Source organism: Bifidobacterium sp. WK012_4_13, from assembly GCF_041080835.1.
Classification (GTDB): domain Bacteria; phylum Actinomycetota; class Actinomycetes; order Actinomycetales; family Bifidobacteriaceae; genus Bombiscardovia; species Bombiscardovia fermentum.
The window spans coordinates 1,516,600-1,539,349 of the sequence record NZ_CP129683.1; the positions used below are offsets into that span (position 1 = coordinate 1,516,600).

General features: G+C 53.6%; 23 protein-coding genes. 10 read left to right on the plus strand and 13 right to left on the minus strand.

All coding sequences use genetic code 11. The annotated features are described in order from the left end of the window. The first annotated feature begins 9 nt into the window (after nt 1-9). The 8 genes from QN062_RS06130 to QN062_RS06165 all read left to right on the plus strand — a co-directional run bounded on the left by QN062_RS06130 (nt 10) and on the right by QN062_RS06165 (nt 5,609). Entirely contained in the window at nt 10-720 is a 711-nt protein-coding gene (locus QN062_RS06130) for a phosphatase PAP2 family protein (RefSeq protein ID WP_369340956.1), read from the plus strand. Nucleotides 721-1,064: 344 nt separating this feature from the next. Further along, nucleotides 1,065-2,078 (plus strand): zinc-dependent alcohol dehydrogenase family protein, encoded by a 1,014-nt coding sequence (locus QN062_RS06135; protein ID WP_369340957.1) that lies wholly within the window; start codon nt 1,065-1,067, stop codon nt 2,076-2,078. A 106-nt stretch (nt 2,079-2,184) separates the two neighbouring features. After that, nucleotides 2,185-2,607: a cupin domain-containing protein gene (locus QN062_RS06140; RefSeq protein WP_369340958.1), complete on the plus strand. Its 423-nt coding sequence runs from the start codon at nt 2,185-2,187 to the stop codon at nt 2,605-2,607. 290 nt (nt 2,608-2,897) lie between these two features. After that, complete coding sequence (locus QN062_RS06145) at nt 2,898-3,596, plus strand: NADPH-dependent F420 reductase (protein WP_369340959.1); 699 nt, start codon at nt 2,898-2,900, stop codon at nt 3,594-3,596. A gap of 87 nt (nt 3,597-3,683) precedes the next feature. Next, the gene (locus QN062_RS06150; RefSeq protein WP_369340960.1) at nt 3,684-4,013 is read left to right on the plus strand and encodes an aldo/keto reductase; all 330 of its coding nucleotides are present in this window, start codon (nt 3,684-3,686) and stop codon (nt 4,011-4,013) included. Beyond that, complete coding sequence (locus tag QN062_RS06155) at nt 3,986-4,633, plus strand: aldo/keto reductase (RefSeq protein ID WP_369340961.1); 648 nt, start codon at nt 3,986-3,988, stop codon at nt 4,631-4,633. The genes QN062_RS06150 and QN062_RS06155 overlap by 28 nt, the downstream gene beginning before the upstream one ends. Before the next feature lie 67 nt (nt 4,634-4,700). Further along, a complete protein-coding gene (locus QN062_RS06160; protein WP_369340962.1) occupies nt 4,701-5,096 on the plus strand; it encodes a DUF2255 family protein in 396 nt (131 codons plus the stop codon). A 168-nt stretch (nt 5,097-5,264) separates the two neighbouring features. After that, complete coding sequence (locus QN062_RS06165) at nt 5,265-5,609, plus strand: carboxymuconolactone decarboxylase family protein (RefSeq protein WP_369340963.1); 345 nt, start codon at nt 5,265-5,267, stop codon at nt 5,607-5,609. Nucleotides 5,610-5,852: 243 nt separating this feature from the next. On the opposite strand, the gene deoC is transcribed toward QN062_RS06165, so the two are convergent. The 11 genes from deoC to QN062_RS06220 form a co-directional block, all read right to left on the minus strand. Then, nucleotides 5,853-6,521 carry a deoxyribose-phosphate aldolase gene (deoC, locus tag QN062_RS06170; RefSeq protein ID WP_369340964.1) on the minus strand — a complete coding sequence of 223 codons (669 nt, stop codon included), beginning with the start codon at nt 6,519-6,521 and terminating at the stop codon, nt 5,853-5,855. 193 nt (nt 6,522-6,714) lie between these two features. Continuing rightward, entirely contained in the window at nt 6,715-8,079 is a 1,365-nt protein-coding gene (fucP, locus tag QN062_RS06175) for an L-fucose:H+ symporter permease (protein WP_369340965.1), read from the minus strand. A 24-nt stretch (nt 8,080-8,103) separates the two neighbouring features. After that, nucleotides 8,104-9,123, minus strand: coding sequence for a LacI family DNA-binding transcriptional regulator (locus QN062_RS06180; RefSeq protein ID WP_369340966.1), 1,020 nt, complete (start codon nt 9,121-9,123; stop codon nt 8,104-8,106). A 61-nt stretch (nt 9,124-9,184) separates the two neighbouring features. After that, nucleotides 9,185-10,108: a ribokinase gene (gene rbsK, locus QN062_RS06185; RefSeq protein WP_369340967.1), complete on the minus strand. Its 924-nt coding sequence runs from the start codon at nt 10,106-10,108 to the stop codon at nt 9,185-9,187. Nucleotides 10,109-10,110: 2 nt separating this feature from the next. Next, nucleotides 10,111-10,740: an SIS domain-containing protein gene (locus QN062_RS06190; RefSeq protein ID WP_369340968.1), complete on the minus strand. Its 630-nt coding sequence runs from the start codon at nt 10,738-10,740 to the stop codon at nt 10,111-10,113. A 50-nt stretch (nt 10,741-10,790) separates the two neighbouring features. Beyond that, nucleotides 10,791-11,213, minus strand: coding sequence for an RbsD/FucU family protein (locus tag QN062_RS06195; protein WP_369340969.1), 423 nt, complete (start codon nt 11,211-11,213; stop codon nt 10,791-10,793). 225 nt (nt 11,214-11,438) lie between these two features. Next, nucleotides 11,439-12,458, minus strand: a complete 1,020-nt coding sequence (locus tag QN062_RS06200; protein WP_369340970.1) for a Gfo/Idh/MocA family protein — start codon at nt 12,456-12,458, stop codon at nt 11,439-11,441. A 263-nt stretch (nt 12,459-12,721) separates the two neighbouring features. Further along, the gene (gene gabT / locus QN062_RS06205) at nt 12,722-14,068 is read right to left on the minus strand and encodes a 4-aminobutyrate--2-oxoglutarate transaminase (protein ID WP_369340971.1); all 1,347 of its coding nucleotides are present in this window, start codon (nt 14,066-14,068) and stop codon (nt 12,722-12,724) included. A 148-nt stretch (nt 14,069-14,216) separates the two neighbouring features. Then, nucleotides 14,217-15,068 (minus strand): NAD(P)-dependent oxidoreductase, encoded by an 852-nt coding sequence (locus QN062_RS06210; protein WP_369340972.1) that lies wholly within the window; start codon nt 15,066-15,068, stop codon nt 14,217-14,219. Between the two features lie 78 nt (nt 15,069-15,146). After that, nucleotides 15,147-16,538: an APC family permease gene (locus QN062_RS06215; protein WP_369340973.1), complete on the minus strand. Its 1,392-nt coding sequence runs from the start codon at nt 16,536-16,538 to the stop codon at nt 15,147-15,149. Next, the gene (locus tag QN062_RS06220) at nt 16,528-17,511 is read right to left on the minus strand and encodes a carbon-nitrogen hydrolase family protein (RefSeq protein ID WP_369340974.1); all 984 of its coding nucleotides are present in this window, start codon (nt 17,509-17,511) and stop codon (nt 16,528-16,530) included. Before QN062_RS06220 ends, QN062_RS06215 begins: the two co-directional genes overlap by 11 nt. Nucleotides 17,512-17,728: 217 nt before the next feature. Here QN062_RS06220 and QN062_RS06225 point away from each other — a divergent pair, with 217 nt between their 5' ends. Then, entirely contained in the window at nt 17,729-19,285 is a 1,557-nt protein-coding gene (locus QN062_RS06225) for a PucR family transcriptional regulator (RefSeq protein WP_369340975.1), read from the plus strand. A 311-nt stretch (nt 19,286-19,596) separates the two neighbouring features. Next, nucleotides 19,597-20,952, plus strand: coding sequence for an NAD-dependent succinate-semialdehyde dehydrogenase (locus QN062_RS06230; RefSeq protein WP_369340976.1), 1,356 nt, complete (start codon nt 19,597-19,599; stop codon nt 20,950-20,952). Nucleotides 20,953-20,993: 41 nt separating this feature from the next. On the opposite strand, the gene QN062_RS06235 is transcribed toward QN062_RS06230, so the two are convergent. Both QN062_RS06235 and QN062_RS06240 read right to left on the minus strand, forming a co-directional pair. Continuing rightward, nucleotides 20,994-21,950, minus strand: coding sequence for a DMT family transporter (locus tag QN062_RS06235; protein WP_369340977.1), 957 nt, complete (start codon nt 21,948-21,950; stop codon nt 20,994-20,996). Between the two features lie 107 nt (nt 21,951-22,057). Continuing rightward, on the minus strand, nt 22,058-22,543 hold the full coding sequence (locus QN062_RS06240; RefSeq protein WP_369340978.1) for an Lrp/AsnC family transcriptional regulator: 486 nt from the start codon (nt 22,541-22,543) through the stop codon (nt 22,058-22,060). Nucleotides 22,544-22,750 lie beyond the last annotated feature (207 nt).

Genomic DNA, 22,750 nt, shown 5'->3' on the forward strand with positions numbered 1-22,750 from the left:
TTCTTAGCATTGTCTTGGTTTGCCGCTGCAATACTTACTCGCATGCGCTTTCCACTCTTCAAGCCAATGCGGCAACTGTCACGAGGCCAATGGCTGCTGCTCACCACGACATCCCTGACACTGATTTTGGTCATACCCACCGGTCGAATACTCGCTGACAGCGCATCGATCACCCGTGACGAGTCGAGAATCGTTGCGGTCTGCACATCTGCACCATCGCTGTTCAAATCGCTCTCGATGTTGATCGGGGCAGTGTTCTCGACGAACGTGACCGTCATGCTGCTGACCTTTACCCTGCTGTATCTAGCATGGCGTTACCGAAGCGGATTACAGACCATACGCGCTGCAGTCATATCGCTCACACCTCTTGCCACAGTGCTGGTGGTGAAGATCGCCGTCGGCAGGAATCGGCCAGACACGCCCCTAGGCAGTCTTGCCTCTGACCCCAGCTTCCCCAGCGGACACGTGGCATCATCAATCGCCATCGTCACGTTGCTGCTATTCATCATGCGCATGCACGACAGGCAACGGCCGGACGTCGCCAATATCCGAATTGTCCGCGCACGTTTGGCCTTCAAGATCCTGCTGCTGACACTGCCGGCATTGACTGCGGCGTCCAGGCTGGTGCTTGGCATGCACTATCCCAGTGACGTACTGACATCACTTGTGCTCTGCAGTTTGCTGACGTCGAGTCTCTACGCAATCACACTTCCTGAATGAGCTCAATGCACTACTGATGCCATGCCCATATCCTGCTGATTGGCAAGAAAATTAGGAAGCAAGTTTTCATCATCGAATCCAGCCAAGATTATTCCATATGTGAAATTCGCGAAGTAGTTGGAGACCGTGCTGAGCCCAGGCTCAAACTGATCCAAAGCACAGCAGAAATTCCTGTTTGGAGCGCACCTTCATCGCGTCACATCCAGTTTCTTATTATGCAAGTGAAACACATCAGGCAAGCGCAAGTGGCATTCAAACTATTCCCAAGGACTTGACTTAAAGCTCACTTTAACATTTATAGTGGCGACCGTTGGAAAGCAATAGCTAACACAAGGAGGAGCATCATGCGTGGTGTCATTATGAAATCTGCGAGAGATGTGCGTGTGGAGGATGTCGAAGAGCCTCGTATTATCGAGTCGACCGATGCGGTCATCTCGTTGACTGCAACATGTATATGTGGTTCTGATCTCTGGCCGTACCGAGGCATCGAGCCCGTTGACAATCAACCCATGGGGCATGAATACGTCGGCATTGTCAAAGAGATCGGTGATGCTGTCACAACCGTGGCTCCAGGGGACTTCGTTGTGGGTTCGTTCTGTCTGTCCGATGGCACCTGTGAAATCTGTACGGCGGGATATCCTTCTCGTTGCGCAAATGGTGGTTTCATGTCCGGGTCTCAGGCCCAGAAGGTCCGTGTTCCCCTTGCCGATGGCACCCTCGTGAAAACACCTGGCATGCCGGATCCGGACCTGATTCCTTCACTGCTGGCCGCTTCGGACGTGCTCGGGACAGGATGGTTCGGGGCAGTTGCCGCAGAGTCCGGGCCGGGCAAGACCGTCGCGGTCGTCGGTGATGGCGCGGTTGGTCTGATGGCGATCCTGGCTGCGAAGCAGCTAGGCGCGGAACGCATCATCGCCATGTCGCGGCACGAATCCCGTCAAAAGCTAGCGCGGGAATTCGGTGCAACCGACATCGTTGAGGAACGAGGGGATGCCGGCGTTGCGAAGATCAAGGAACTGACCAACGGATACGGTGCGCACAGCGTCGTTGAGGCCGTAGGAACCCAGGAGTCCATGCTTCAGGCCATTCATTCGACCCGACCTGGCGGCCATGTCGGCTTTGTCGGTGTGTCCCACGATGTCGAGATTCCAGGAGGGGATCTGTTCTTCTCCGAGGTCCATCTTTTCGGTGGCCCGGCTCCTGTGCGTCGTTTCCTGCCTGAGCTGATCAAGCTCATCTGGGAACGCAAGATCAACCCCGGGAAGGTCTTTGACCTGACGCTTCCGCTTGAGGATGCGGCGGAGGGGTACAAGGCAATGGATGAGCGCCGCGCCATCAAGGTGCTGCTGAAACCCTGACCTTGCCTCACCCACAGCATTGAGTCTACTCAATCTTATTCTCATCCATCATTCCAAGCTTGGATGCATTGGACAACATGACCGCTAAGGATACGTAAGGATACATATGAACGACAATTTTCAAGATAACGTGCACCATGGCATATTTCCCTTTGGGACTGAAAACGATTCATTTTCCCAATATTTCATAGGCAAAAGCTTTTTGGCCAGCCTCGTGGACGATCCCAAGATTACTGTCAGCGTCAGTAACGTGTCATTTGAACCAGGATGCCGCAATAACTGGCACACACATAATCAAGGGTTTCAAATACTGCTGGTGACTGGTGGCGAAGGACTCTATCAGGAAGTCGGTAAACCTGCACGACATCTTCGGCCAGGAGATGTCGTCGTCGTGCACGATGGGATTAGACACTGGCACGGTGCGACCTCAGATAGTTGGTTCTCCCACATAGCCATCACGGCAGGGACAGTGCGCTGGTTCGAACCAGTAACCACTCAAGAGTACGAAGATGCCAACAACGAACGGTAAACAGTGGGCAGTGACAATATGCATTCTCAGATTGTCCAAGATTCCAAGCAATGAGCACGCTGCCTGGCCACCTTTCTTCGTTGCTGCGATGCAAGTTCCGATACCCTCGTTGTTGCAAGGTCCAATAATGTTTGCCGGGCAGATACAGCCCTTTGCCTGCATTCCAAATAGCTGCTCTTGTGTGACGGCTCATCGTTTTGAGTGATTGAGCAACCTCGAAAAACAAAACCGTGGTTTGAGATGCAACGCTGCCGCCCAAGTTAATTTTCCGACTCACTAAGGAAAGAAGCATGCATATGAATATCGCAGTTCTCGGAACAGGTATGGTGGGACGAGCGCTAGCCAATAGATTAGCCGAACTTGGCCATCACGTCGCTATCGGTACGCGCAATGTCGATGCAACGTTGTCGCACACCGCAAAAGGCTCCATGGGACTTGAACCGTTCAAAGATTGGATAGAAGCTCAGGACAATGTTCGGCTGGCGACCTACAAGAAAGCGGCGGTTTCCTCCGATCTCATTGTCAATGCCGTGGCTGGAATGCACTCCATATCAGCACTTGAATCCATTGGTGCGAGAGATCTGGCAGGTAAGGTCCTTCTCGATCTAGCGATTCCTCTGGATCTGTCCAATGGGATACCGCCCACATTGGTCATATCGAACGACGACAGCCTGGGCGAACAAATCCAGCGCGCTTTCCCGAAGACACGTGTGGTGAAGGCTCTCCACACTGTCTATTATCAAGTGATGATTCACCCAGAACTGGTCCCCGGTAATCATACGATCTTCATGGGCGGTAACGATGCAGAAGCCAAGCAAGTCGTTCGGTCCGTTATCGCGTCATTTGGATGGCCCGACGAGTCGATAATCGATTTGGGAGACATTACCACCGCCCGAGCAACAGAAATGTACTCACGTCTCTTCTTCGCCTTATACGGCAAATTTGGAACATTTAATTTCAATATCAATGTGACGCGGGCAACAAAGTAAACTAAGGATCATTCAATGCAGTACGCACATCTTGGACGAAGCGGCTTGAAGGTCAGCCGTATCGGCTTGGGCACAATGAACTTTGACATGGTCATAGATGAAAGCCAGAGTGCGACTCTCCTTGACACCGCGGTGGACGCAGGAATCAACTTCATCGATACAGCCGATGTCTATGGCGGCCCGCAGTCCCCAGAAATGGAAAAAGGTTATGGCATCTCAGAGGAATTCATAGGCCGCTGGCTGAAGAATCATGGAAATCGCGAAAAAGTCGTGCTCGCCACGAAAGTCTATCAACCAATGGGTATGGGCCCCAACGACCGCCATCTTTCTGCCTATCACATCAAGCGAGCTTGCGAAGAAAGCTTGCGAAGAAAGCTTGCGAAGAAAGCTTGCGAAGACTGCACACTGATCACATAGACGTGTATCAGATGCATCATGTCGACCGTTTGACTCCCTGGGACGAAATCTGGCAAGCCATGGAGCAACTGGTCCAAGAGGGGAAAATAATCTATGTCGGTTCAAGCAACTTCGCAGGATGGGATATTGCAACCGCACAGGCGAAGGCCGACAATCGGCATTTGTTGGGCCTGATTTCTGAGCAGGCCCACTACAATCTCAGCTCACGTGGAGTTGAGCTCGAGCTGATTTCAGCTCTGGAGTATTACGGTCTCGGTTTGATTCCCTGGAGTCCACTTGGAGGCGGACTGCTCGCTGGAAGCTTACAAAAAAATAAAGGCTCTTCACGCCGTGATGGGGCAGGCATTGGCGGACTTCCACAGGAAGCTGAACAACTGCAATCCTCTTTGACACGTTATGAGAAACTCTGCGCAGACATTGGCGAGAGCGCCGCTAACGTTGCGATTGCTTGGTTACTCAGCAGATCTGTGGTTTCTTCCGTATTGGTCGGTTCCAGAACCAGCAGTCAACTTGTTTCAAGCCTACACGCTCTAGACATAAAGCTGACTGAAGAGACTCTTCAAGAATTGAACTTCATTTGGCCTGGTCCGGGTTCAGCACCTGAAGCATACGCGTGGTAGACGCAAATTCCCCTGTGTGCATTTCGTATCCAAAATGCACAGAATCAAATACGAGAATCGAGGAAACATGAAAGATTGGCGACAGCAGGCTATCGAAAAAATAACAACGACTGATGATTTTCACATCGCACCTTTCCACCCTGATAAAAAGACCACAGGAACCCTTACGTGGATCTGGTCGGTCGTGGTCGAAGGGCGCATATTCGTTCGCGCCTGGAATGGCATAAACGGCAGATGGTATCAAGCCGCAATTGCCCAGCATTCCGGAATTATTACCGCAGCGGGCAAGCGATATCAGGTTGAGTTTAATCCCGTGCATAGCGCTAAGCTGAACAATGATATTGACTCCGCCTATGAGAACAAATATAGGAATAGCGCGTATCTCAAACCAATGATTTCCGATGGTCCAAAGTCATCAACGGTTGAGGTCATTCTTCGCGCGAATATTCCCAATGCGGATTGATCGATCAAGAGACATTGCAATCTCCTTTGAAATGCAACTATTCATCAGACTCTGAAAATATTGGTAAGACCATTCCCTCAGACTGACAGGCATTTCACGCATGTCACGAACATAGAAGCGATGTGTCACCTACCAAGGGATAAGACAACAAGTAAAAAGGAACGTAAAATGAGCAGCAATACACAAAACGATAAGACCGGTTGGACAGGCGGACAAAATGCATTCGGCGATTTCGCACCAGGAATCGCAGACTATACCGATCGTGTGCTCTTTGACGAAGTATGGGAGCGAAAGGGTCTCAGTAAGAGAGACCGCAGCCTGATCACCGTCGCGGCCTTAACCGCCATGGGCAAGATGGATCAATTGCAATTCCACCTTTCCTTTGCAAGACAGAATGGTGTGTCAGATGAAGAGTTGAAGGAAGTCCTTCTTCATTTGGCCTTCTATTCCGGCTGGCCGAACGGCATGGGGGCCACCACAGTGCTAAAAAATATCATTGACGGCAACAAATAGGCTTCCGAACCATCAACATGCATCAGTGCTCTTGCTCGGCATGTCATATTTCATGCAGACCGGGATTCCAAACGAAACCAGCACCTCCAAACGACAGAAGACGAGGGCGGGTGCATATGCCTGCATACCGGCACATGCACCCGCCCATGATCGCGTCCTGTCCGAGACTTCAATCGACACTCGTGAAGTTCACGGCATCGCTTCTATGACTTCTTCGTCCAGAGCCTCATCGCTCCATTGCGCTCAGATAAGGTCGACTCCTGCGGAGGCGCCGATCCTGTTCGCACCGGCCTTGACCATCGCCTGGAAGTCTTCACGGGTGTGAATCCCGCCGGATGCCTTGACTCCAAGGTCTGGGCCGACCGTCTCACGCATCAACGCGACATCGTGCACAGTCGCACCACCGCTTGAGAATCCGGTTGATGTCTTGACAAAGTCTGCACCGGCCGAAACCGCGGCCTTGCACGCATGCACGATCTGATCGTCATCGAGCAGGCATGTCTCCAAGATGACCTTCACCACAATCGGATTGTTCGCTGAATCACTGTGAGCGTGCGCCGCCTCGGCTACCGCCTGGATGTCTTTGGCGACATAGTCCCAGTTCCCATCAAGCGCCTGCCCGATGTTCAGCACCATGTCAACCTCCGTGGCTCCATCCTGGATTGCCTGCTCGGTTTCAAAGGCCTTGACACGCGAAGGAGATGCCCCGAAAGGGAAGCTGATGACGGTGCATACCTTCACATCCGAGTCCGCAAGGCTGGAAGACGCGGCAGACACCCAGCATGGGTTGACGCACACTGAATGGAAATGGTACTGGTCGGCTTCCTTGCACAGTTTCTGAATCTCGCCAAGACGCGCGTCCGGCTTCAACAGTGTGTGATCGATCAACGACGCTGAACTGTTATTAGTCATAGTTTCCTCATCATTCAAAAAATATTGCCATGCGCATGGAACTGACGTAGGTCCGTGGAAAGGCATTGAGATGCGGCCCATTCCGCAAATCGAATGCAATGCATGGCTTTCACATGTCTGGAATAACCAATGTGGCGCCGCGCTTCAAGGAATGATCCCATCTGAAGCGCGACACCACATGAGTGTTTGTCAATCAGACAGCAGCAGAGTCTAGCTGTGTCTTCTGGCTGAGCTCCAATTCAAGCTTCTGCTTTGGAGTGAGCTTGTCGTGCTTCATCTCAGAGATGAAGTACACCGCAACGAGTGCGAATTCAACTGCTGGGAGCAAGAAGGAGAACTGCATCGTTGAGTTGTCCGATACGATGCCCTGAATTGCTGGCAGAACCGCACCGCCCACAATCGCCATGACCACGAATGCTCCTGCGGTCTCTGTGTAACGGCGGTCTTCGACGGTTTCCAAGGTTCTGGAATAGATCGTCGGCCAGGCCGGACCCATGAGCAGGCTCACAACGACAGCAAGCCATATGGCAACGATGCTGTGTATGAACGTCGTTCCGAGAAGGAAGACACAGCCAATCGTCGCATAGATCGCGAGCACCCTCGTCTCTCTGAACTTGGAAAGAAGATAGCTTGCAAGGAATCTTCCAATAAAGAAGCAGATGTAGCTATACAGCATGAAGTTGGCGGCGTAGCGATCGCTGAAGCTTGGGAACATCTCGAGAGCCAGACGGATGGTGAATGACCACACGCCGGTCTGCACGCCCATGTAGACGAACTGGGCCCCAACACCCATCCAGAATCTCTTGTTCTTGAAGAGATAGGCCATCGTCTCCTTGAGCGTGGCCGAGGCAATCTCACCGGTCTTGGTCTTTGGACGTCCGCTAGGGAACTTCGTGAATGCGAACAATACGATCAGGACAATGAGAACGACCAAGACGTACTTGTATGGTTCAAGGGTTCTGGCAAGCTGCTGCTGGCCGAACTGCGCAGCCATCGACTTCGACATCTTCTCCATCTCGGCCTTCAGGTTGGAGTCCTGGAACACCAGGTACTTGCCCAAGAGAATGCCGATGATGTCGCCGAGAGCGTTCATGGTCTGGGAAATGTTGATACGGACGGTACCCAGTCTCTTAGGTCCGAGAAGGGTCGTATACGTATCGGCAGAGGTCTCAAGGAAGCTCAGGCCGATTGCCTCGACGAAAATCGCGAACAGGAAGATCTCATATGTTGCGACTCGCGATGCCGGGAAGAATACGAAGCATCCCAGTGCGAAGAATGCAAGACCTGCGATGATGCCCATCTTGTAGCTTGTCTTCTTGATGAAAAGCGACGCCGGGATTGCGACGATGAAATAGCCGCCGTAGAACGCGCTCTGCACGAATGCCGTGGCAAAATCGCTTAAATCGAAAACTGCCTTGAACTGTGTGATAAGAATATCGTTAAGACTTGCCGCGATCGCCCACATTGCGAAAAGGATTGTAACAAGCACGAATTGCAGGATAGGTGTTTTGTTCAGATATCCATCCGAACTTTCTATCCACTTTACTTTGTTTTTCAAAACTCCTCCATCATAAATGACGTTTTAGATTGTACCAACGGATTTGCCTTCCACAAACACATCATTGATGACGAGGTTCTGGGGAACATCCGCATTCCCGCTAGATTCGTTGATCATCTGAAGAGTCATCTGCGCAGTCAGCTTTCCGATCATTTCAAGATTCTGCCGATAACAGGTGAGTATGGGGGTAATCAGTCTTTGGTTATCAATGGAGCCAAACGAAACAAGTGAGTACTGCTGTGGAATACTGATCTTGCGGTCAAAGGCAGCCTCCAGGAAGCCTTCGCTCATCAGATTGTTCGAGCTTACGACAGCCGTGGCTCGATCGCTTCTGTTATCGAAGAAATCCACTGAGAGGCGGTATGTCTCGTCACGCATGAAATTTCCATGGAGCACGAGGGAATCATCATACTCAATCCGGTTCTTGAGCAATGCCTTCCTATAGCCTTGCAGTCGTTCCTTGCCTGTGGTCGAGTCCAAGGAGCCTGCGAGAAACAGAATTGACCTATGCCCCTTGTCAATGAGGTATTGGGTCAGAATGCAGCACTCGCGCACGTTATCCGACCCAATGAAAGGCATGTGCAATTCCTCGATGTTTCTATCGAGCAACATCACAGGGAATCCCTCTTTATGCAACAGCTCAAGCAAAGAGATATTCTGACCGCTAGAACTAATGACAATGGCATCCACATCCTGGTCGCGAAGACGATTCAGAATTCCCTTTTCCCTGTCAGGTGACTCATCGGTACTGCTGATGATCAGTCCGTATCCTTCATGGAAAAGAAATTCATCCATCGCCCTCGCGATTCCAGCAAAGTATGGATTCGCAATGTCCGCAACGACCAAGGCAATCAGTTTCGATTTATTGGTCCTCAGGTTTCGAGCAACCTGGCTCGGCGAGAAATTCAGCTCCCTGACCGCCCTGCGCACCCTATCCCGTTTCTCTGCAGTAACGGGATAGTCGGAGTTGTTCACAACTCTCGAAACCGTTGAGACAGACACCCCTGCCAATGCCGCAACATCTTGAATTTTAGTTCTTTGCATTCTTTAATTTTGCCACAGACACTTACTTGTCTCGATTAGCCTCATTCGAATGAATAATTGCTTATGCTCTATTCTTCGTAATGAACTCTTCCACCTCGCTTTGGAGAGGAAGGGAAGGCTGTGCTCCGAGCTTGGTCACCGAAAGCGCGGATGCCGCAGAGGCGAATCCAAGCGATTCCTCGATGTCACGGTCGTTGCTCAGACCATAGGCGAATGCTCCAATGAACTCATCGCCTGCGGCAGTGCTGTCAACCGGTTCAACGTGATATGCCTTGACGACACCCTCGTTCTCACGAGTCTTGTAATAGGAACCACGCTCTCCAAGGGTTATGATCACCCGCTGGTAGCCCTCTTCGAGGAGTCTTTCCGCGGCTGCCCTGGCAGAATCCACGGAATCTACCTTCACACCTGTGAGAATCTCGGACTCATGCTCGTTGGGAACGATCCAAGAGACCATAGGTGCATACTTGTAATCCAACTTCTGCGCCGGCGCAGGATTGAGAATCACTGTCTTTTGCAACTCATGGCACAGCTCGATGACTCTGTATACCGCAGGAAGAGGAATCTCCAGCTGCAGGATAATGATGTCGTTCTCCTCGATCACGCTCTTGAGCTCGTCGATCTCATCCGTGGTAATCAACGCATTCGCTCCTGGAACCACCACAATGCGGTTGCGTCCCTTGCCATCTAGCTGTGGATTGCCGACGCCCGAACTTGCCTTGTCAGTGAAGAGCACATGCGAGTAGTCAATGCCGTTCTCCTTCATCGACGCAATCTGATCCTTGCCGAATCCGTCTTCGCCAAGTTTGCCGATCATCGTCACATCGCCACCCAGACGAGCGCATGCAACCGCCTGATTGGCTCCCTTTCCACCAGTGAACTGGTTGAAGGACTCGCCAATGATGGTTTCGCCCTCATCGACGAAGCGCTCGGCCTTGACGACCAGATCAGTCATGAAGCTGCCAATTACCAATACCTTTTTCATTTTTAGAGCTCCTTAAGTATCCCTTGTGCGACAAGTTTCTTTCCCAATGCCCCACCGGGATGGTTCAATCCAAATCCCTCTTCGGTAAAGCCGATGAGACGCGAAAGCGTCAGACCGATCGCGTCACCTGCGACGAGCACGCCCGTCGAACTGCAGGAAGGTGCAAGATTGAACTTGTCTGCCTCACTATCGACATGAATCACCAGTGAAACATCCGCCGCTCGAGCCAAAGACGAGTCATTGTTGCCGGTCATCGAAACGATCTTGACCTTTTTCGCCTTCAATGAAGGAAGAACCCTGAGCACTTCCTGCGTCTCACCGCTGTTGGAAATCGCTATGACGACATCCGATTCCGAGACCATGCCCAGATCGCCATGAACCGCTTCGGTTGAATGCATGAAGAACGAGGGTATGCCTACGCTCGCAAAAGTCGCCGCCAGTTTTTCCCCAATGTGTCCTGACTTGCCGACTCCGGTGAAAACGACCTTCCCCTTGCACGCAAGCAACAGATCGATGGCGTCTTGGTAGGAGGAATTCACATCATGCTGGATGCTTCTGAGCGCATCAATCTCTTTGTCGAAAACATCGTTCACCAACTCAGTGACGTTGGGTTCATTACGATTATCTTCCATAACAGCCTTCTTTGGTCTTAGGTGGATATTTCACAAGGTGATCTATGAAATTAGTGCTCAACCACTCCGACGGTGAGAAGAATGTTCGAGAAAACCCTGGTCTCGCCGGTGTTGATGGCCAACTTGACGTTGTCAGCCTCTTTCGCCGCCTGATAGAACCCAAAGCGGTCGAGAACCGGAAGCTTGTCGACGTGGAGAATGGAGCGGAACTCCTCAAAGATCTCAGGCTCTGGAACGCCCTCGCCTGGGGTCATGACCTCTGCCTTTTCGAAGTTCATTTCCTTGACCAAGGTTTCCAGCACCTGCGTGACCGTGGGAAGATCTGGGCGAAGAGCCAGATACACCTTTTCAGTATTTGGGTTGGTATCTGAATCGACAGGATAGTTACCGTCGACGATGAGAATCTTGTCACCGTGCCCACAATTTGCGATTGCGCGGAAGATGGCTGGGTGAAGCAACTCTGTCTTTAACATTGCATATCTCCTTCGATATAATCCATAGATAACGTTTTCTATGAATACAACGGAATACTATTTCCAGTTTTTTCCTTTGTCAACTCAACGACTCATCAAGATACAGAAAACCTTTTCTGTTTGGCTGTATTAGAGGGGACACGCCCGGAAAAGAATCTACCGGGCGCAGCATCCAGTCACAAGATATCTTACGATTTCCGATGCATGACCATGCGGGTCAAAGCCTCACCTGAGGTCCGCTGACGAGTCAGAGGGGAAGGAAATGCCGGCCGAGCGCCGCATGTCCCACAGCACGGAATTGACATCCTCACTTAGCCGAAGCCAATGCTGATATCTGCTCTCGGCATCAGGCGACCCCAAGTCATCAAGCACCGAAGAGAACTCTCCCACCTCTCCAAGCATGGGATTATCGCTGACCGTTTCCCCCATGGGTTCTTCCTTGCCATCGCGATTCACATAGCAGACGTTTCGAAGTTCGCCACCATCGTCTGCGCTGATGTAGTCCTTCGTTCCATAGATCTCTGACCGCATTGAAGACGAGACGGTTTTTGACGTGATGACGGTCACGAGAAAGTCGTCGTAGCGAAGCACGCCAGTCCCCATTCCATCCACCCCGGTCGAGAGCATGCATGGAATGTATGTCGCCTCTTTCGGCTTCCCGAAAAGTGCTACCGCATCGTATACAAGATACACGCCCAGGTCCTGCAGAGCCCCTCCAGAGAAATCAGGCGAGAATACGTTGGGAACCCCCTGCGCGGGATCGTTGAGCATGGGCATCTTGGAGGAATACTTCATGTAGGAGAGGGTCGCTCCGTTGACTGAATCCATTTCAGACAGCTTTTTGGCAATCGCATGAAAGTTCTTGGTATGAATATTTCGAGCTGCTTCGAACATGCGCACGGAAGGATGCTTCTTCAAGAGCTCCAGTATCTTCCTGAACTCGACAGGGTTTGAAAATGCAGGCTTTTCAACGATTATGTGCTTGTCATGGCGAATGGCCTCTGAGGCTTGAGAGAAATGCGCGGAGTTCGGAGATGCGATGTAGATGACATCGACCTGATCGCTGTCGCACAGCTCGGCAAATGAGGTACGGACCGTCACATGCTCCCCAGGATTGAGGAACTGCTCGCCCTTGCTCGACTTCCTTGAGAACAGTTCCGTCCAGGCGAACGCCCCTGTGGCCTCGACTGCATCGGCGAACTGTCGAGAAATCCAACCGGTGCCGACTATTGCGATATTCAGCATGTTTCCCCCACTCCTTGATTCATGCACAGCGATTGTGCACATAAGAGTTCCTGATCATCTATGAAAAGCTATCAATGGAATTGTAATTGCCGATATCTACTATAAGACTCCCGACCATCGGGCATGCCTGCACTGCAGGGTACGCCAAAGACGGCGGTCTGCACGACTGCAATGACGAGCGTTGCCGGATAGCACCAAATAAGGGCTATCCGGCAACCGGAGCCTTCTCAAGTCTTCAGGCTCCTCATATGCCGACGAACGTGTCAGCTGAGGCTTTCCTCGGTTATGATTGCCTTGAGCACGTCCAAGGCCTCGTTCAGCTCGTCATCGTCGATCACCAGTGGCGGCAGCAGCCTGATGACGTTCCCGTAGATCCCGCAGGTCAATATGATCAGTCCAGCCTGCATTGCCTTGCTGACAATTCGGCTCACCAAGGGTTTATTGGGCTCCATGCTTCCTGGCTTGACGAATTCGATGGCCTGCATGGCTCCCAGGCCACGAACCTCGGCCACCGTGTCCAACTCTTCGATGAGCGGCTTCAGGGAAGTCTCAACAAGGGACGAGATATGACGCGAGCGCGCGTTGAGATCCTTGCTCTCCATCATTGAGATGGCGGCAAGCGCAGCTGCACACGAAACGGGATTCCCGCCATATGTGCCGCCGATGCCACCGGGCTGCACGCTGTCCATGATCTCAGCGCGGCCGGTCACGGCCGATATTGGCATGCCGCCACCCAACGCCTTGGCCGTGGTGATGAGATCGGGAATCACGCCGAAATGATCGGATGCAAACCACTCACCCGTGCGGCAGAAGCCTGACTGAATCTCGTCGGAGACATAGAGCACGCCATGCTCATGCGCCCATTCGGACAGTGTTTTGAGGAATCCTTCGGCAGGCACGATGAAGCCACCCTCACCCTGCAACGGTTCAGCTATGATCGCTGCGACGTTGTCGTGACCCACAAGCAGCTCGATCTTTTCTATGCTCGCCTTGGCAGCGGCCACGCCATCCGTGCCGAAGGCGTCGCGCAGAGGATAGGAGTATGGAACCGGATAGATATCGGGAGCGAATGCGCCGAATCCCTGCTTGTATGGCGAAGATTTGGTGGTCATTGCCATCGTCAGATTCGTTCTGCCGTGGAAGGCGTTCTCCATCACGATCACCGCCGAACGACCGGTGTATTTGCGCGCGATCTTCACGGCGTTCTCGACCGCTTCCGCACCGGAGTTCAGCAGCACGCTTTTCTTGGGAAAATCACCTGGGGTATGTTCCGCAAGCTTCTCGCAAACCTCGATGTAGCTTTCATAGGGAGTGGTTGCAAAGTTGGTGTGCGTCAGCTTTGCGACGGCGCCCTGCACCGCCTTGACCACCTCAGGCGCCGCATTGCCGACACCGGTGACCGCGATGCCTGCTGCAAGATCGATGAACCTGTTCCCATCGACGTCGGTTATGGTCGATCCCGACGCACTCTCTGCGAAGATGGGCATATGCGCACCGACGCCGGCACTTACGAATTGATGATGCCTGGCAGTCAGCGCCTGGGATTTCGGACCTGGAATGGGCGTAAGGAGTTCGCGGGCTTTCTGTGGAACATCTGACACTCTGGACATGACTGTTGTTCTTTCTCTACTTGGTGGTTGCATGATTGGTGACTGGTTATTGGTGACTGGTTATTGAGAATTGCGTGATTGAGAATTGTGGATATCGCTTACCTGGCCGTCGGCGAGGCGCATCGAGAGGTGCGGAATTCTGCCGCGATCATTCGAATGACGTGGCGACTGCACTGATATCGTCATGGGCATGGCCTGTGCCATCGGATTGGGCATACAGATCCATGACCAATGACAGCAGGTCGCTGCGGAATCCGACCGAATCCATGACGGATTTCATCAGACCGAGATCCTTCTCCAAGGCCGATACCTCGAATTGCGGGCTGTAGTCGGCGGCAATGGCCTTGCCACCCTTGATATGCGCGTAGGGAGAATCCGAGGTCCCTCCGGCAATGACATCCAGGAAGAGCTGCGGGTTCACCCCCTGGCGCTCGAGCACCTTCACGGACTGGCACGCTGCTGCGGTGATGCATCCCAGCCACAGGTTGCAGGCGAGCTTGACCGCCGTGCCATCTCCCACTTCAGGCCCGCAATGCACCAGCTTCTTCGAGATGGCGTCCAGGAATGGCGCTGCTCTGTCGAATAACGCCGCATCCCCACCGCCTATCAGAATGAGCTGCGACGAATTCGCCTGGTCCTTGCTTCCCATCATCATCGTCTCGATAAGATGCAGATGGCGTTCAGCCGCGAATTCACGTACCTGGTGCGAAGCCTCGGTGCCTATCGTCGACATCTGCACCCAGACCGCGTCGGAAGGCGCTTGCCGGTACGAGCTTTCCAGCACGTCGAGAACGCTCGCACCATCGAATACCACGATGGCAATGACGTCTGCCTGCGACACGGCCTTGGAAAGATCGGCTTCGGCACGAATCGAATCGCTCTCAAGTGCTTGAGCACGTGCGATGGTGCGATTCCATGCCGTGACACGAAAGCCCTTGGATCCGGCCACCTTCGCGATGCCACTGCCCATGATGCCCGTGCCTAAAACGGTGATGTTCATACTCGTTCCTTTCGAAGAATCATTGATTGTGAAGATCTTTGCTGCGGCCGACACGCACGTTCTCAACGCCGCAGCCGCTCAGTCCTCGCTGTATTCAGGCGGATTGTGTCTGAATCCCTTGGTGAGGAAAGCGAGGATGACGATGCCGATTGCAAGCCATGCCAGTCCAAGAATCAGAGCCTGTCTGTCAAGGTGAATGAGCAGATAGGCGCAGAACGCGGCTCCAAGAACGGGGAATGCTATGTTGCGCAGCCATCCGCCGCTCATCAGGCTCTTTCTGGTGTCCGGCTTGGCCTTGACGTACGAGGTGATGACGCTGACATTGACCAGGGTGAACGCGGTGAATGCGCCGAAGTTGACGAAGGACGTCGAAGTCGCGACATCGAGGAACATCGCGATCAGCCCGACTGCGCCGACCAGCAGAATGCTCAGCAGCGGGGTGTTGAACCTGACGCTGACGCGGCCGAATATCTTCTTGGGAAGGACCCCGTCGCGCCCCATGACATACAGGAGTCGGGAAGCACTCGCCTGGGTGGCGATGCCTGAGGTGAACTGACCGAAGCACAGCCCGGCGATGAAGATGGCCGTGAAGAGATTCCCGCCTATCTGCCCTGCGATTTCGAAGGCGGCCGACGACGTGTTGTCGAAGACGCCACCGGGATGCACAAGCTGCGTCGTGTAGGCGACGATGATGAAGATCAGTCCGCCGATGGCCGCGACAAGCATGATTGCCTTCGGCATCGTCTTGCGAGGCTCCTTGGTTTCCTCGGAGAGAGTCGTGACGGCATCGAACCCAAGGAATGAGTAAGCCGCAATCGCCGCTCCTGCGACCACGCCGGAAACACTAGAGCCTGAACCGATGAATGGCTGGGTGCTTAAGGCCGATGCCGCACCACCACCCATGATCACGGTTCGCAGGGAGAGTATGACGAAGATGGCAATGACGAGCGCCTGGAAGCTCATCAGTGCGAAGTTCACCTTGTCGGCGACATTGAGACCGAAGATGTTCAGCGCCGTCGTGATGATCACGAATCCCAGGATCCACACCCAGGTCGGCACTCCTGGGAATTCGGCATTGAGATATGAAGCCCCTATCAGCCAGACGACCATCGGCAGGAAGAGATAGTCAAGCAGCACGGCCCACCCGACGAGGAATCCAAGCTTGGGATTGATGGATTTGCCGATGTATGTGTATGCGGAACCGGACTGGGGATACAGCACGGACATGCGGCCATAGCTTCCTGCAGTGAACAGCATGGCCACAAGCGCCACGGTGTAGGACATGGCTGTGGCGCCCTTGGAGAGTTCGGCGATGACGCCGAAGGTGCCAAGGACGATGATTGGCGTCATGTATGCCAATCCGAACATGATTACGGAACGAAGACCCATGGTGCGTTTCAGCCTGGGTTCTGAGACTCGCTCTGACGCGAAGGCCTGTGCATCGTTGGTTGCGACTTTTTCAGCGGTCATCCCGATGCCCCTTTCTGTTGCGGTTAGCTTCATATGAAATGGTTGTTTGTTGAGGCTGCCAACGCACGGGCTTGATGTGCCCTTCGTACAGAGGCAGAGGTATTTCGGGATCATCGGGCAGGAACTGTTCCCACAACCTGTTGCTCCCAGCGGTTCCGACCTGTCGGACGCGATCCACTGAGGCCAGATCGATGGTTTCCAGCAGAAGATCTTCGCCGCTGCCTTCGCTTGCCGTCAGGATCTCTCCTTCGGGATCGACGAGCAGGGATTGTCCCACGCCCTCCGGGGCGGCTGCGTTGACACTTGCCACGAACACCTGGTTCGTGATTGCCGTGGCGCGTGCGAGAACGAGTTCCTGGCGACGGTCAGGAGTTGTGGTGCGAACCAGATTGACGATGATGTCGGCGCCCAGCCATGCGACCTGGCGAGAGATTTCAGGGAACCATGCGTCATAGCAGATGGTCAGACCGAGGCGTCCCTTGCCTGGGATATCGATGACGGTGAATGATTTGCCCGGTGCGTAATGCTCATAGGGACGCCAAGGGCATATCTTCCGATAGCTGCCGGCAATCCTCCCTTCAGGCGAGAAGACGACTGCGGTGTTATAGATGTCACCTGCCGAATTGTTCTCGCAGAAGGTGCCTGGAATCAGCCAGACATTGAGTTCCCTGGCAAGATCGGAGCACTTCGCCAGCATCGAATCATCCGCTGGATTCATCGGATCCGCCCGATCCAGTGGAATGTCGACCGCCACATTCCCCTGAAGCTCCCTGGCCTGAAATTCATCGAGCGTTCCGGTTCCAAAGAGATGCATCTCCGGGAAGGCCACAAGTTCCGGCCTGTTCCCTTGCGCATCATGGGCCTTGCAGATTTCCCGGACTGTTGTGGCAAAACGATCGAAAGCATTCGAATCGGAGACCTGCAGTTGGGCATATTGGGCCAACGCAATGGTCAAAGTACGCGTTTCCGTCATATCCAGTCCTTAACAGGTAGGTGTTGCTTATTGATTGCAAGCTTCAATCCGAGGCGTTGCACCAAACATAGAATTGGCGTGATGTCTTTTATATGGCCAAATTGGATAAAATATGGCTAATATATAGCCAGAAAGTACATAAATGCATGCATTCTGCATGCAAGCTCTCATGATTCGGGGTCGGTGCATCTCAATGACAATTTCACTCAGAGGCTTATTGAGCCGTTCAAACCTTCACCTTGAGGTCGTAGTCGCTGGGGACTCCGAATCAGTTGATGCCCCGATCTCCTGGGTGCATTCGACCGAATTGGCCGACCCCACGCCCTATCTTGTCGGAGGGGAGCTGATATTGCTCACAGGGTTGGACATGGCAGACGACAAGGCCAACGAGAAACAGCGCCAATACGCCAGAAGACTAGTGAAGGCCGACGTCAGAGGCATTGGCTTTGGCATTGGCGTCAAGCACCCCAGCATACCGGAATGGCTCGTTGAGCAATGCGGGCACTATGGCCTTCCTCTTTTCAGCGTTCCTGCACCCACACCTTTTATCGCGATAACCAAAGAGGTTTCGAGAGGTCTCACCGACGAGAGGCAGCGTGGCTTCGCACATCTGTATAACGATCAGCGGCAGCTCATGCGTTCCGTGCACAGCCTCTATCCGGTGAGCTCCATCGTTTCCAAACTCGCTGAGATCGTCGGCGGCTGGGCGACTCTGATCAACCCTGCAGGAACCGTGATCGCCTCATCCCATCGCTTTCTTCCGGTGCAGATAGGCTCACTCGGAGATGCGCTGACCTTCAGCGTGCTTGGCGAGGCAAAATTCGTCAATGTCAGAGGCTACGACGTTGCGGTATTCCATGTCGCATCTCCTGGAGGGGACACTCTTGGGTATCTGATCGTGGGGAGGAAGGGGCTGACGGGTTCATTGGACCACACCCCGGTGGCTGCGGCGGCTGCGCTGCTGTCACTCGCCATCAGCCGTTCAAGCGATGCGAACAGGGTTCTGTCGCGCCTGAGGGCACTGATGGTTCGCCGATGCCTGGAAGGACGCGAAAAATCAGTGCGTCCCTATGCGCATGACCTTTGGGACGGGATGCCGGCGGAACCACTGTGCGCGATGAGACTTGTTGGGGACATGAGTGCCTTGGAAGCGGCGCAGCATCTCGTCGAGCCTTTTCGCAAATCAATGGTCAAGAATCTCAATCCAGTGGTCTTCGGCATGGTAGAGGACGATCTGTGGGTGATCGTCTCACAGTCGAACGCCTCGGAATGGATCAATCAGCTCAGCAGGGACGGCAGCGTTGTGCTTGGCATTTCATCAGGCTCCACCTGGCTGGATATGGCCAGGGCAAGGCACGAGGCGTATCAGGCCGCAGCCGAGGCAAAGACCACAGGAGCGGCAACATTGCAGTATGGCCAGGGCAGTGGTGCGGGAGCCCTGGAGAATCTGGTCGAGCCATCTCTTTTGCGGGCCTTCGCGGATCTCAAGCTCGCCCCGCTTCGAAACGTGACTTTCAATCTGTCGACCGGCCCTCATACGGGCCAAGAACGAAACGACGATGCCGGTACCCTGAGCATAGGGGCGATTGACGTGCTGCGAACATGGATAGAAGCGCGCGGAAAGTTGGAGGAAGCCGCGTTCAAGCTCGAAATCCATAGGCATACGATGAGCAAGTACATGGCCCAGATTGCAAAGCTGCTTTCCGTGGACCTGAAGGACCCCGGAACGGTCGCCGAACTCTGGTTCGCATGCAGGTACTCCAGAACAAGGTAGCCTCCCAGACCGCATCATCGATCATGTGCAACGGCCCGCCCGCGCGGATTTGATCGCAACTCTCATTTGACGGCTCCCGCGGTGAGCCCTGCAACTATATGCTTTGAAGCGAAGGCGAATATGATCCTTGGCTGATTCACCGTCGAACCCATCGCTTTGGCAACCGCAGCCGACAGTCGGCTTAGACAGTCACACGATTTTCTTTCTGACAGTATTATCGAGTTCACATAACGTATATCGTTGTGATATATAGTTCGTTTAACTATATTCGTTACGATAATGCTCACTTGCCCAGTGCTAAGGAAAACATCATGGTCAAAACGCAACAACCCTACGCAGTCACGAATCCTGCGACAGGAGAAGTCGAGAGAACGTACCCGAATGCGACCGACGAGCAGATCCATGCCTCGCTTGAGGCAGCCCAGAAGGCATTCCAGACGTGGGGAAAGGTCAGCGCAAGCGAGGAACGCGCCGGGCTGCTATCGCGTTTGGCGGATCTGTATCTTAAGCACGCAGAGAGCCTCGCGGCCATCATCACTCATGAGATGGGCAAAAGTCACGATGAGGCCTTGGGCGAGGTAGAGTTCAGCGCCGACATCTATCGCTACTACGCCGAACATGGCATTGAACTGCTGAAGGACGAGCCAGTCGCCCGAGTCTCCGGCGGCAGCGCGACCATGAGAAAATCACCGATCGGCGTGCTTCTTGGCATCCAGCCATGGAACTATCCGTACTATCAGGTCGCACGATTCGCCGCACCGAATCTCATGCTCGGCAATACGATTATCCTGAAGCATGCCGAGCTCTGTCCGCAATCCGCAGCAATGATGGAGCAGCTATTCCTGGAGGCCGGCTTCCCAGAGGGGGCCTATACCAACGTGTATGCAAGCTTCGAACAGGTCAGTGACATCATCGCCGACAACCGCGTGAGAGGGGTGTCTCTCACGGGTTCGGAACGCGCAGGAAAACGCATAGCCGAACAGGCGGGCGAGAACCTCAAGAAGGTGGTGTGCGAACTCGGCGGCAACGACCCCTTCATCCTGCTCAGCACCGACGATCTGGATGCAGCCGTCGAGGCGGCCGTGGGGGCACGCTTTGAGAACTCCGGCCAGATTTGCAACGGAGCAAAACGGTTCATCGTCATCGATGGTCTGTATGAGGAGTTTCTCGATGCATTCAAGTCATCCGCATCTCGACTCGAGCTCGCTCCCCTGTGCTCGCTGCAGGCGGCGCAACGTCTCAGCCGACAGGTCCATGCCGCATTGGAAGCAGGCGCGACACTTGAGATGGGCTCCCCGGACAACGATGGAGCATACTTCCAAGCCACCGTCCTGACCGACATTCCCGAAGGCGCATCGGCTCGCTACGAGGAGTTCTTCGGTCCGGTCGCGCAGTTCTACCGAGTCTCGTCCGAAGAGGAGGCCGTGGCATTGGCGAACGATACGCCATATGGCCTCGGCTCATATCTGTTCACCACCGACAAGGAGCAGGCGGATCGCGTCGCCGACCGCATCGATGCAGGAATGGTATACATCAACGAGTCAGGTGCAGACTCAGCCGAAATACCGTTCGGAGGGGTAAAGAATTCAGGATTCGGACGCGAAATGGGAGCACCTGGAATTCGCGAGTTCGTGAATCTCAAGCTTGTGACCACCCATCAGGAGTGATGCACGCTGCTTTCCGACCCATCGACTTGCCTCAGGCGAGTTTACTGTCTCGCGTGACGATTCATCGTCACCGCGAGCAGCACGGCAAGGAAAATGAAGACGAAGCCGATGACCGCCATGCCGCTTGGACGTTCTCCAAACCAGATCATTGAAATGGCCAAGGCGAATAAGGTATCCGTCGAAAGCAAGATGGACGCTTCCATGGCAGAGGTGCTCGCAAGACCGATGTTCTGGAGAATCTGAGCTCCTACGGCAGCGATCACCAGATACAGCACTGCGACCCACGCGTTCTGATGTCGCACGATCTGCATGGGAAATGGCTCCGTGCAGATTGCGCCGACGAGGAACAGCAACCCCGAGACCAGAAAAATGACAAAGGTGAGCACCACCGCATCAGTGGCGATGCTCAGGGTGCCGAGCGCATAGAAATAAGCGGCAAAGGCAAAGGCGCAGACAATCGTAAGGCCATCGCCAAGAATCGAAGCCCCGGCTCCCGCCGTCATGGCGTCGCCTGCGACGCATCCAACGCCGACAAGGCAGAGCACGGCCGCGACGATGTGATGCAACCCAGGCGAGCGACGACGCATGACCCACTGAATAATCGGAATGATCACACAATACAGTGCACTGAGAAAGGCGCTCCGACCTGGGCTTATCAGTGTCAGGCCTTTCATCTGCGCGAGGAACGCGACGTAATACAGCACAGCCACGCCGACGGTGGCCAGCAGAACCTTAGGATTTCGCAATGATTGCAGTCTATTACGGCATATAGCCCACAGAATCAACGCCCCGACCAAGGTTCGGATCGCAAGGAGCCATTGAGGCGATATGACCTCCATGGCAGATTTCGAAATGGTGTAGGTACTGCCCCAGATCGCAGCCGCAGCGAGCAGCATGATGCGAGGAATCACACGTCCGAGATGGCCACGGGACCAGGAAGCACGAGACGCGCAATGGCGCGCCTCATCTGAAATCCGCTCCGGATCTTGGCGTGACATGGACCATGGAGATGGGCGCCTGAATTGCATGCAACAATCATGCACTTCATATGTTTCGAATATCGAAGCTAAAATTAATATTTAGAAAATATATCGTTGCATTCTAATTATAGGACGCCGAAATTATAATGTTCAGATGCCAATTGAAGGTAGGTGAAGATTTCAGTCCGATTGACGCCCGAAAGCTTTCGGATGCTGTTCACCAGGTCAAGCAGTTCAGTGTCGGAAACGCAGAACACCTCAAGTAGAAGGTCATATCTGCCAGCCGTGACGACAATGTAATCGATGTTGTTGATCGCCTTGAGCTTCGCCACGACGGGTTCCAATGCGCCGCTCAGCGTCACCCCAATCATTGCCTGCCGATGATAGCCAAGCTGCATTGGATTCGTAACGGCGACGATCTGAATGATGCCGCTATCGGTAAGGCGCTGAACCCTGCTGCGCACGGCGGCCTCGGACAGTCCAACGAGCTTGCCGATCGCGACATAGGACCGTCGGCCATCCTTCTGAAGCTCCTTGATTATTGTCTTGTTGATATCATCGAGCAACGGCTTGGCCGCATCTCGACTCGTCGTGCTGGTTTTGACTGTCATTGCTCCACATTTCGTTATTGAAAATCCTGAATGCTCCCAATGTTATGTTACGAGCACGTTGAGAGGTAATCGGCTCTTTACCTCGATGAAATCAGCAGCGTTTGTAATACAGTCATGATTTACATATCAAATTGAATAATTTGCATTGTTTTTCGTAGCGAATTCAGTAATTGAATTAGTTTTTCGTTGCACTAACAGCTCAGCCGT